The organism is Georgenia sunbinii, assembly GCF_036421875.1.
Taxonomy (GTDB): domain Bacteria; phylum Actinomycetota; class Actinomycetes; order Actinomycetales; family Actinomycetaceae; genus Georgenia_B; species Georgenia_B sunbinii.
The window spans coordinates 1-12,816 of record NZ_JAZGOL010000013.1; the positions used below are offsets into that span (position 1 = coordinate 1).

General features: G+C 68.0%; 2 protein-coding genes. Both read right to left on the minus strand.

All coding sequences use genetic code 11. The features are described from left to right. Window positions 1-55: 55 nt before the first annotated feature. Entirely contained in the window at window positions 56-6,733 is a 6,678-nt protein-coding gene (locus V2J52_RS16820; RefSeq protein WP_331228899.1) for a ThuA domain-containing protein, read from the minus strand. A gap of 285 nt (window positions 6,734-7,018) precedes the next feature. After that, window positions 7,019-12,397 carry a TIM barrel protein gene (locus V2J52_RS16825; protein WP_331228900.1) on the minus strand — a complete coding sequence of 1,793 codons (5,379 nt, stop codon included), beginning with the start codon at window positions 12,395-12,397 and terminating at the stop codon, window positions 7,019-7,021. Window positions 12,398-12,816 lie beyond the last annotated feature (419 nt).

Genomic DNA, 12,816 nt, shown 5'->3' on the forward strand with positions numbered 1-12,816 from the left:
CGCAGCCTGGTTGGCTGCGGGCCCCACGTCGTTCAGTCGTGCCTACTGCTCAGGGTCAGACCGCTGTCTCCTCCCCCGGCGCCTGACCTGTGGCCGGCCGCTGGCCGCGGCGGATGCCCAGGGTGTCTGAACCGTCACCGTTCCAGTCACCGACGAACACCTCGTCGTTGGCCCGGCCGAAGGTCACCCGCAGGTCAGCGTCGCCACCGGTCAGCGAGTTCTTCACGTGGTAGGTCGCGCCACGGCGCACCGCCATCGTGTCGAACCCGTCACCGTTCCAGTCACCCACCAGCGTGACATCACTGGTCCGGCCATAGCGGAGCACCTGGTCCGCCGGGCCACCAGTGACCGAGTTGCGCACGTGGTACACGTTGCCGCGACGCACCGCCAGGGTGTCCAGGTCGTCACCGTCCCAGTCACCGACCAGCACCACATCAGCCTCCCGGCCGTAGTGGAACACCACGTCTGCGTCCCCACCCAGCAGGTGGTTCTTCACGTGGTACTCGTTGCCACGACGCACCGCGAACGTGTCGCGACCATCACCGTCCCAGTCACCGACCAGCACGACATCGCCCGGACGGCCGTAGCGGAAGGTCCAGTCGGCGTCCCCACCGCGAGGCGCGTTGGACACGAAGAACTCGTTCCCACGACGCACCGCGATCGAGTCGGTCCCGTCACCGTCCCAGTCACCGACGTACACCTCGTCGGTGATCCGTCCGTACTTGAAGAAGTGGTGCGTCGTGCCTCGCCAGTTGTCGCTCAGGTGGAACTCCGCCGCCGACGACGGCTCGGGCTCCGGCTCCCCACCCTCGGTGGAGAACACGTGCGACCACTCGACCGCAGCGCCATCAGCGACCACGAAACCGTCCAGCGCACGCGCCGTCACCGTCACCTCACCAGCACCTGGGTAGGTCCCAGCAGGAATGACGTCACCATCGACGACGTACTCCACGCCGTCGACCGCAGGGACCGTGTAGGTGTCGTCCTCGGTACCGTCCTCGTCAGTGAAGGTCACCGCCTCCGGCGTGACCTCCACCAGCTCCGGCTCCTCGGCGGTGGAGAAGGTGTGCGACCACTGCGCCACCGCGCCTTCAGCCAGCACGAAACCATCCAGGACACGCGCCGTGACCGTCACGGCGCCGGAACCCGGCACCGTCGCGGCCTCGACGACCTCACCGTCGACGAGGTACTCCACGCCAACGTCCCACGGGACGGTGTACGTGTCGTCCTCGGTACCGTCCTCGTCGATGAACGTCACCTCCGCGGGAGTCACCTCCACCGGACGCGAGCCCTCCTCGCCGGCCTCCTGGCCGGTGAGGTACTCGAATCCGGTGACGACGAAGTCCTCGCCCTGCGGCGCGACGTCGTACTCCAGGACGTAGTACGCGATCTCCGCGTGCTCCTCCGCGGCCGCCAGGATCCCCTGGAGGTCCACGTCTCCCTCACCAAGGTTGGTGAAGGAGATGCTTCCGCCCAGACCGGTCGCATCCTTGATGTGCAGCAGCTCGATGCGCTCGCCGTGCTCCTCGATGAGAGCCGGGACGTCCACACCCGCGTGCGCCGCCCACGCCACGTCGACCTGGAAGGTCACGTACTCCGGGTTCGTCTGGTCGACGAGGATCTCCCAGACCGACAGCTCCTCCCCCTCGTGCTCGTACGTAGTGGTGAACTCGCCCGCGTGGTTGTGGCCGAAGAACTTGCCGATCTCGGCCTCGACCGAACGCTCACCCAGGCGGTTCATCGCCTCGGCCACCGCGAGGGTGGACTCGTAGGAGTTGAAGTTCAAGCCCTGGACGAAGCCGCCCGAGCCCACGTACTCCTGGCCCAGCGTGTCGACGTACTCCAAGGTGTCGTCGAAGCTCGCCTCGGCGGTGTTGTAGTGCGACGAGGGCACATGCAGCCCGATCTCGTCGGTCACCGCGCGGAACTGCTCGGCCGTGTAGCCGTCGAAGTTGCCGCCGTACGGCTCGATGTTCTCCAGCCCGATCTCTGCCAGGCGGGCGAGCACCGTCTGCTGCCCCTCCGCGTTCACCCACGGGATGAGGGAGTACAGACCGATCGAGACCTTGTCCACCGGCACGAGAACCGGCTCGACCGGCGGCTCGTCCCCGATCACCCGGAAGTGGTCGAAGCGGATCGTCGGCTCGTCGGGCGATGCAGCACCAAGCGCGAAGAGACCGACGCGCCCGTCCGCGGCGACACCCGCGTTGGTCACCGACTCCAGGTCGGTCCACGTCTCACCACCGTCGACGGAGTAGGACCCGGTGAAGGTGGCCCCCGCCTTGGTGAGTCGTAGGTGCACCGTCGTCGCCGTGATCGCCGGCGAGGTCGGCTGCGGGTTCTGCACCACGCTGTCGATCTCGCTGCGGATCTCGATGCTGCGAACGGCGGCACTGCCCGGCGCGTTGGTCGTGAGCACGTCGAGCTTGACGTAGTTGTCGTCGTCGACGTAGGCAATCAGGCCGCCCTGCTCGTACTGCTGGGAGGTCTCCGAGACGTCGACGACGGTCTCCACGGTCCAGTCGCCCTCGAGCTGCTGGAGCACGAAGTTGGCCGGGGTCTGGTTGTCGCCGCCATAGATGTCACCGGCGGTGGCGTCGAGCTCCAGGTGACCGTCGGTCACGCGCAGGTGGTCGGCGTCCGGGCGGACGACGTCCCACCGACAGTCGTTCAGCGCCGTGCCGTCGAACTCGTCGTTCGGGTCGTCGGCGGTGGCGGTGTCGTCCGGCGTGATGGTGAAGTAGTCGAAGGCGGCATCGACCGGGGCCTGCGCCTGGCCACTGCCCTGGACCGCGAACATGCCGATCTGCGGATCGGTGATGCCGACGAGCGACTTGGTCTCGGCCATCTGGGTGAAGTCGACGCCGTCGGCGCTGTACGCCGCGGTGAGGTCCTGCCCGTTGCTGGCGAGCTGCACCCACACGGTGGTGGGGTAGTCCGCACCGAGTGTCGGGCTGTTGGAGTCCGCGACCTCGTTCGGGAGCCCGTTCTCCTCACGGATGAACTGGAAGACCCGCTCGGCGCTGTTCGCGCTGCGGTCCTGGAAGACCATCTTGGCGTAGTTGTCGTCGTCGCCGTAGAGGAGCAGACCGGCCTGCTGGTAGGCGTCGGTGCCGTCCATGGTCACCTTGACGGTGGCCGTGAACGGGCCGTCGGGCAGGTCCTGCAGCACGAGGTTGGGGCTGTCGGTGTTGTTCGTGCCGTAGATGTCGGTCTGCGACGTCGGCATGACCAAGTGGCCGTCCTCGACGCGCAGGTTGTCGTCCTGGCGGACCACCGACCAACGCTCGGTGTCGAGAGCGTCACCGGTGAAGTCGTCCGACCGACCGCTGAAGCACTGCATCGCCGGTGCGTTGACGGTGACGGTCACCGTCGCCGTGGCGGTGGCGCCGCCGGGGTCGGAAGCGGTGACGGTGGCCGTGTAGGAGCCCGCAGCCGTGTAGGTGTGGGTCACCTCGGCGCCGTCGCCCGTGCTTCCGTCCCCGAAGTCCCATGCGAGGCTGACCTCGTCGCCATCCGGGTCCTCGGCCGTCGCCGTGAAGGTGACCTCGAGCGGAGCAGTTCCCTGCTCCGGCGTCACCGACGCGGACACGACCGGGGCGGCGTTGGTCGCGGCCCCCTTGCCGGAGAAGCGGATCTCGTCGACGTCGAACAGCGCCTGAGTGGGGTCTCCGGTGAACACGAAGTACACCGGTCCCTCGCCACCGGCATCGGTGATCGGGACAGTCTCGCTGACGGCCCAGGTCTCCCAGCCGCCGGTGGGAGCGAGCTCCATCGTGGCAGCCAGCGGTCCGTCGGGTGCTCCCTGACGGACCTCGAGGGTGCCACCGGCACCCGCCGAGGCGTACCGCACCGAGACGCCGTCGATGTTGACGAAGTTCATCGGGTCGAAGGAGATCCAGTCACCGTTGTGGATGTCGCCGACCTGCGCCCCTCCGCGGGCACCGTCCTTGGCGAAGACGTTGACGCCCTCGGAGTCGGTGTAGAACTCCGCCTGCTGGTTGCGCAGCCGCAGCACGGCCTCGTCGTCGGCCCGCAACGCCGGCAGGTCGCCGGCTCCGAGGTCGATGTACGAGGCGTTGATGACACCGAAGATGTCGGCGTCGAGGCCGTGACCCTCGTCGTTCGGTGTGACGATGACGCCCTCACAGCCGGTGGTCGAGCTGAGCGGGTGCCCGTGGTCGTCGTGGCCGAGGATGTACTCGACACGGACGCGGGAGCAGTCGATCTCGCCGTCCTCGGCGTCGGTGACCACGACCCGGTAGGGCACCTGGTCGCCGAAGCCAAAGATGCTGCCGTCCTCCGGGATCTCGAGGGTCACCTGCGGTGCGGTGTTGCCGACGACGATGTTCACCGTCGCCGTGCCGGTCCGCACGCCCTCCCCCTCCCCCGCACTGACGGTGAGCCGGGCGGTGTACTGGCCCTCTTCGGTGTAGGTGTGGCTGGCCGTGGCGTCGGTCGAGTCGACCGTGCCGTCGTTCTCGAAGTCCCAGGCGTAGCTGAGGGGCTCGCCCTCGGGGTCACTGGAGCCCGAGCCGTCGAACTCGACGGTCAGCGGCGCCTGGCCGTTGGTCGCCGAGGTCGTGATCGTCGCGCTCGGGTTTCGGCTGCCTGCGACATAGTCGATGCGGTAGACCGCGGAGTCCGGAGCGCCGGAGAAGTAGCCGCCGGTGCCGTAGTCGAGGACGTACATCGCTCCATCGGGGCCGAACTCGACGGCGATCGGCAGCTGGACGTCCAGGTGGTCCAGCGTCGGCAGGATGTCGACGAGGTTGCCGTCGTCATCGATGACGAACTCGTGGATCCACCCGCGGCCCCAGTCGTAGTTGAAAGTCTTGCCGTCGAAGTACTCGGGCCACTTCGTGTCCGAGTCGAGCTCCGCGTCGTAGCGGTAGGTCGGGCCGCCCATGGGCGACTCGCTGCCGCTGCCGAGCTCCGGGACCGATCCACCGTCGTAGGGCAGCCACGCCGGCACGGCCGGCGGGAGCTCGGTGAGACCGGTGTTGTTCGGGCTCTCGTTGACCGGGTTGTCGCAGTCGAATGCCGCGCCGGACTCCTCTGTGCCGAAGTCGTAGTCGATGTATGCGTCGTTGGCGCCGTGGCAGTACGGCCAGCCGTAGTTACCCGGCTCCTTGATGAGGTTGAACTCGACCTGCCCCTGCGGGCCACGGTCGGGGTTCGCGGCGCCGCCGGCGTCCGGGCCGTAGTCGCCCAGGTGCACCCAGCCGGTCTCGTGGTCGACCGAGAACCGGAACGGGTTGCGGAAGCCCATCGCGTAGATCTCCGGGCGAGTCAGCTCGGTGTCCTCGAAGAGGTTGCCCTCGGGGATGTCGTAGCTGCCGTCCTCGTTGACCGAGACGCGCAACAGCTTTCCGCGCAGGTCGTTGGTGTTGCCCGAGGAGCGCTGCGCATCCCACGCGGGGTTGCGGTCGGCGCGCTCGTCGATGGGCGTGTAGCCGTTCGAGGCGAACGGGTTGGTGTCGTCACCGGTGGACAGCCAGAGGTTGCCCTCGGCGTCGAAGTCGATCTCTCCACCGGCGTGGCAGCACGTGCCGCGGTCCGCCTCGACCTCGAGGATCTTCTGCTCGGAAGCCAGGTCGATGGTGTTCGACTCCGTGAGCTTGAACCGGGAGAGCTGGTTGTACCCGTCGAAGGCGGCGAACTGCTCGGCGGTGCCGAACTCCGGGGCGTCGCCCGCCGGGGTGTCGAGCACCGGCGCGTAGTAGGCGTACACCCAGCGGTTCTCGGCGAAGTTCGCGTCGACGGCGAGGCCCTGGAGTCCGTCTTCATCGTGACTGTAGACGGGGATGGTGCCGGCGGTGTGGCTCAGGGAATCACCGGTGGTGTAGAAGATCCGCCCGTCGCGCGCGGAGTGGACGACGTCACCGTTGGGCAGGACGGCGAGGGCGATCGGCTCCCCGACGTTCTGCTCGCCCATGACGAGTGTCGTCTGCTCGAACGAGCTCTCGACGGTGGCGGCGCAGTCGGCGTCCGCGACGCCCGCGGCCGTCTGGATCCCGCCGAGGATGTGCTCGAGGAAGGCCGGCTCGGCGAAGGACTCGTTCGTGTGTCCGCCGCCGGTGTACCAGGAGCGGCCGCCGTCGTAGTTCTGGCACCAGGCGATGGGGTGGTCGTGGCCCATGGCGTGACTGCCGACGTCGTAACTGTCCTCATCGAGGCTGGCGAGGACGTGGACGTCACCGCGCGGGTTGTCCTGATAGGTGTACCACTCGTCGGTGCGGTCCCACTCGAAGGGGAGGTGGGCGGTGGAGGGGTGGGCGTGGTCGGCGACCTGGACGGTCGCGTCCGGCGTGCCCGGGGGGTGGCTTTCGAAGTAGGCACCGACGAGCTCGCCGTACCAGGCCCAGTCATACTCGGTGTCGCTCGCGGCGTGGATGCCGGCGTAGCCACCACCGCTCTGGATGTAGCCCTCGAAGGCGGCCTGCTGATCGGAGTTGAGCACGTCGCCGGTGGTGGAGAGCCAGACGACGACGTCGTAGTCGGACAGGTTCTCGGTGGTGAAGTCGGCAGGGTCCTCGGTGTGGTCCACCGTGAACCCGTTCTCGTCACCGAGCTGCACGATGGCGGCGACGCCGGACTCGATCGAGCCGTGCCGGAAGCCCTCCGTGTGACTGAAGACCAGCGCGCTGAACTCATCATCTGCCGGCGGCGGATCTGTCTGTGCGACGGCACCGCTGACTGCTAAGGGCACGACCAGGGTGCTGGTGAGCACCGCTGCGGCACCCCGAGACCACCATCGCCGGCGTGTGGATCTGTTGACCACGACTTCCTCCTCGTCATCGTCGTCGACGAGGTGTCCGTGCCGAGGTGCGTCTCCCATGGCGCACCGGCACGCATCGCCCCTTCGCGATATGTGTGTTAGGTCACATAGGACGATAGCCAGGGTGCGCAGCACCGTCAATGAGTTCGAGGCCCGCTGACGCCCAGCGGCAGCGACGGCAAAGGGCCCGCAGCCAGTTGGCTGCGGGCCCCTCGTCATGCTCCTGCTGTCAGTCGGTCAGCTCTTGGGAGCCCCCCCAGCAGTCTTCCAGCCACCGACCGGGCGACGGATGCCCAGCGTGTCGGTGCCGTCAGCGTTCCAGTCACCGACGATGACCTCGTCGCCGAGGCGACCGAAGGTCAGGACGATGTCCGCGTCCCCGCCGCTGAGCGAGTTGTTCACGTGGAACGTCCGACCCCGCTGGATCGCGAGGGTGTCGGTGCCGTTGCCGTCCCAGTCACCCGCGAGGGTGACGTCGTTGGCGCGACCGTAGGTCACGACCACGTCGGCGTCGCCGCCGATGACGGAGTTCTTCACGTGGTACTGGGCGCCACGGCGGATGGCGAAGGTGTCCACGCCACTGCCGTTCCAGTCACCGACCAGCACCTCGTCGTCCGCACGACCGTAGTTGACGACCACGTCGGCAGGACCCCCGCGCAGGGAGTTCTTGACGTGGTACTCGGACCCACGGCGAACCGCGAAGGTGTCCGAGCCGTCGCCGTCCCAGTCACCCACGAGGATGACGTCGCCGGGGCGGCCGTAGGTCAGCACGACGTCCGGCTCGCCACCACGCTGGCTGTTGCTCACGTGGAACTCGTTGCCCTTGCGGACCGCGATGGTGTCCGTGCCGTTGCCGTCCCAGTCACCGATGAGCACCTCGTCGACCATCCGGCCGAACATGAAGTGCGCTGCGGTGGCGCCGGTCCAGCTGTTGCTGAGGTGGAACTGCGAGGTCCGGTTGTCCGGGCCGGGCGCCTCCACGGTGGAGAAGGTGTGGCTCCACTCGGCGGTGACGTCGTCGGCGAGCACGAAGCCCTCCGCGGCCTGGGCCGTCACGGTCACGGTGCCTTCACCCGGGTGGGTGCCGGCGGCCACGACCTCGTCGTTGATGACGTACTCCACGCCAGTGGCGCGCGGCACCGTGTAGGTGTCGCTCGCCGTGCCGTACTGATCGTCGAACGTCACTGCGGCGGGAGTCGCCTCGACCACGCGCGAGCCCTCCTCGCCGGCCGGCTGGCCGGTGAGGTACTCGAACCCGGTGGTGGCGAAGCTCGGGCCGTCAGGCGAGACGTCGTACTCGAGGACGTAGTACGCGATCTCCGCGTGGTCCCGAGCCGCCCGCAGGATGGCCTGCAGGTCCATGTCGCCGTCACCGAGGTTGGTGAAGTTCGGACCATCGTCCTCACCGAGCCCGGTGGCGTCCTTGATGTGGAGCAGCTCGATGCGGTCGCCGTGCTCCGCGATGAGAGCCGGCACGTCGATCCCGGCGTGCGCGGCCCAGGCCACGTCCACCTGGAAGGTCACGTACTCGGCGTCGGTCTCCTCGACGAGGATCTCCCACGCCGACATCTCCTCGCCACCGTGGTTGTACACGGTGGTGAACTCGCCGGCGTGGTTGTGGCCGAAGAGCTTGCCGGTGCCCGCCTCGACCGAGCGCTGACCCAGGTCGTTCATCGCCTCGGCCGTCTGGAGCACGCGCCCGTAGGTGCTGATCCCCGGCTGGGGGAAGCCGCCCGAACCGACGTACTCCTGGCCCAGGGTCTCGACGTACGCGAGCGTCTCGTCGAAGGTGTCCTCGGCGACGTTGTAGTGCGACGAGGGCACGTTCAGCCCGATGAGGTCGGTCATCGCGCGGAACTCCTCAGCGGTGTAGCCGCCGAGGTTGCCGCCGAAGGGCTCGACGTTCTCGAAGCCGATCTCCGCCAGGCGCGCGAGCACCGAGGACAGACCTGCCTCGTTGACCCACGGGATGAGGGAGAACATGCCGATCGAGACCTCCTCGACCGGGATGCGGACCGGCGCGCGGTCCTCACCGGTGAGGTAGGAGAAGCCGGTCTCGACGAAGTCCTCGCCCAGCGGGGCGCGGTCGAACTCGAGGACGTAGTACGCGATCTCCGCGTGCTCCTCGGCCGCTGCCAGGATCTCCTGGAGCGGGACCTCGCCCTCACCGAGGTTGGTGAAGGTCGGACGACCCTCGCCAGCGACGTTGACGGCGTCCTTGACGTGAAGCAGCTCGATGCGGTCGCCGTACTCCTCGATGAGGGCAGGGACGTCCACACCGGCGTGCGCGGCCCAGGCCACGTCGAGCTGGAAGGTCACGTGCTCGGGGTTCGTCTCACGGACGAGAATCTCCCACGCGGAGAGCTCCTCGCCCTCGTGCTCGTACACGGCGGTGAACTCACCGTCGTGGTTGTGGCCGAAGAACTTGCCGATGCCGGCCTCGACCGAGGCCTCACCGAGACGGTTCATCGTCTCGGCGGTGGCAAGGGTGTTCTCGTAGCCCGAAGCGGTTTCCGACTCGTTGATTCCCGGAGCGGCGAAGCCACCCGAGCCGACGTACTCCTGGCCCAGCGTCTCGACGTACGCGAGCGTCTCGTCGAAGGTGTCCTCGTTGGTGTTGTAGTGCGAGGACGGGACGTTCAGGCCGATCTCGTCGGTCATCGCGCGGAACTCCTCGGCGGTGTAGCCGTTGAAGTTGCTGCCGAAGGGCTCGACGTTCTGGAAGCCGATCTCGGCGAGCCGCTCGAACACGGCCGGGAGACCATCCTCGCCGACCCAGGGGGTCAGCGAGAACATGCCGATCGAGACCTTCTCCGCAGGGATCTGGATCTGCGGGGCCGGGGGCTGCTCGCCCGAGGCGGTGAAGGCCAGGTAGTCGAGGTCGACGCCACCGGTGCTGGTGACGACGAGCTCGCCGGAGCCCTGCGGGATGTCGGTCAGGCGAACCTCGACGTCCTGCCAGCCACCGTCACCGGGGGCTGCCGGGGCGTTCTGGTATGCGTCGACGAGCTCGGCCAGTGCGTGGGCCGAGAAAGCGCCCTCGGACAGCTCGACGAGGTCCTCGAGCGCGACGTCGCTGATCTGGTCGGCGACGTCCGCCGGGACGATCTCGCCGAGCAGCTGGGCGCCGATGGGGTCGGCGAACCACTGGCCGACGGTCGAGGCAGCGGTGAGGTTCCGCTCCGCGGGCTCGCTACCGGTGAACTCGATGTCAGCGAAGGTGCCGTCCACCCCGGCCCAGCCGAGGGAGATGGTGCCCTCGCCGTTGCCGCGGGCGGTGACGGTGTCGATGACATCGCCGGTCGCCGCGTCAGTGAAGGAGAACGGACGGAAGGTGATCGAGTCACCCTCGTCGAACTCGCTCACGTAGCCGCCGGCGCCGGCCTCGGCGTCGTCGACCACGGTGATGCCCTCAGCGGCGTCGAACCACTCGGCCTGCTGAACCTCGGGCTTGAGGATGAGGGTGGCCTCGCCGGTGATCGACGGGACCTCGCCCTGCGCCTCGTCGGCGTAGGAGACGACGAGGGTGCCGTAGATCTTCTCGCCCTCGCCGTGCTCGACGGCGTCCTCGCTGGTCTCGATGATGAACTCGCAGCCGCGCCCGGAGACCTCCGGGTGGGCGTGCTCGTTGTGTCCCAGACCGAAGGTCCAGTTGACGTTGCGGCAGTTCGGCTCGTCGCCGTCCTCCGCGTCGCTGACGGACACGGTGACCGGGACGTCGTCGCCCCAGTTGAAGATGGCACCGTCGTTCACGCTGAGCGTGATCTCCGGGGCTGTGTTGCCGACCGTGACCGGCGTGGTGGCCAGGCCGATCGCACCCTGCGGGTCGGTGACGCGCAGCGTGACGTCGTAACGGCCGAGGTCCTCGAAGGTGTAGGTCGTCTCGACGCCCTCGGCGTCATAGACGCCGTCACTGTCGAAGTCCCACTCGTAGGTGAGCTCCTCACCCTCGGGGTCGCGGGACGCCGAGGCGTCGAAGACGACCTCGAGCGGCGCCTCGCTGCTGGATGCCGGGGTGGCGGTGAAGGACGCCTGCGGGGTCTTGTTGCCGTCACCGACGTGGTTGATGCGGTAGAGGCCGGCGTCCGGGTTCTGGCGGAAGAAGCCGTCCCCGTACTCCAGCACGTACATCGAGCCGTCCGGACCGAACTCCATGTCCATGACGTTGTCCCAGATGGGCTGGTTCACCGTCTCGAGGTGGAGGTTCGGCAGGAAGTCGCTGATGTCGGTGACCTCGCCCTGCGAGGAGAGCTCGTCCATCGTGATCGACACGACGTAGTCCTGGGAGAACTCCGCCATGAACGGCTTGCCGTCCCAGTACTCGGGGAACTTCGTGTCCGACTCGAGGCTCTCGTCGTAGCGGTAGATCGGGCCGCCCATGGGAGCCTGGCCGCCGCCACCGAGCTCGACGAGGATGTCCCACGGCTGGTCGCCGGGGTTGTCGCCGTACCAGAGCTGCGGCTCGGTGACCGGCGGAAGCTCCTGAAGACCGGTGTTCCAGGTCGAGTTGTTGACCGGAGCGTCGCAGTCGAAGGTGAGGTCACCGGCGGCGTCGTTCTCGTAGTCCCACTCGTTGTAGGCGCCACCGTCGTTGGGGCCGTGGCAGTAGGGCCACCCGCCGTTCATCGGCTCGGTGGTCAGCTGCCACTCGACGTACCCCATGGGGCCGCGGTCAGCCTGGGCCGAACCGGCGTCGGGGCCGTAGTCGCCCCAGACCAGCGCGCCGGACTCGGCGTCGTAGTCGATGCGGAACGGGTTGCGCAGGCCCATGACGTAGAGCTCTTCGCGGACCAGGTCGGCGTCGTAGTCGCCGGAGTTGAAGAGGTTGCCCTCGGGGATCGTGTACGACGTGCCGGGTCCGGGCTCGACGCCCTCCTCGATCTCGTCGTTGACGTTGATCCGCAGGATCGCGCCACGCAGGTCGTTGGTGTTACCGGCACCGCGGCGGGCGTCGAAGCCGGGGTTCATCCCCGGGGCGTTGTTGATCGGCGTGTAGCCGTTCGCGCCAGGCGTGCCGGCCGGGGTGTTGTCACCCGAGGACAGGTAGAGGTTGCCGTCCTCGTCGAAGGCGATGTCCGCGCCGACGTGGCAGCACTGGCCGCGCTGGGCGCTGACCTTGATGATCTCCTGCTCGGAGTCGAGGTCGAGCGTGTTCGTCTCGGCGTTCCACTGGAAGCGGGACAGGAGGTTGTAACCGAGCCACTGGTCCCAGTAGGTCTCGGGGTCTTCACCCTCGGGAACGGTGTTGGGGGCGTTCCCGGCGGGGGTGGTCTCGGGGTAGGCAACCCCGGCCTCGGTCGTCCCCGACATCACGCGGGGAGCGTAGGAGAGGTAGACCCAGCCGTTCTCTTCGAAGTTGGGGTCCAGCTCGATGCCCTGGAGGCCGTCCTCGGAGTTGGCGTAGACGTCGAGCTTGGCGACCTGGGTCGTCGCTCCGGTCGAGGGGTCCGTCAGGCGGACGACGCCGTCGCGCGCGGTGTGCAGCACTCGGGTGTCCGGCAGCACGGCGAGGTCGATCGGCTCACCGGTGTTCTTGGTGAGCAGGACCTTCTCGTAATCGTTCCAGTCGGTCTCGGCCTCGGCCGTGACTGCTGGAGTGTCAGCCTGGGTCCCCACAGTTGTCGGGACCTGGGCGTTTCCGGGGTTAGCCTGCGCCCCGGAGATCGTCAGTGGTAGTACCAGCGCGGCTGACAGCACTGCTGCCGCGCCTCGGGTCGACCATCGGCCGCCCGTTAAACTTCTGGCCACAAGCTCCTCCTTGGCAAGTCCGGAACGGTCCCGACGCACGTGGTCGCGGTCCGCCGGGCCAACAGGTGGCGGATTCTCCGCCGCCCATCGACCCCGAGCCGGTCGTGGTTTGCGCCCCTCGACTACGAGGGCCGTGCGTGGCCGGGACGAATATGTCTCGGGTCACACCACCAAGAATCCTAAGCGACCTTTCGTCGGTGTCAAACCAAAAGAGCTAAGTTGCGGTTACGGAACCAGGTGCTACGCGCGCATGACGAGGGGCCCGCAGCCGACCGGCTGCGGGCCCC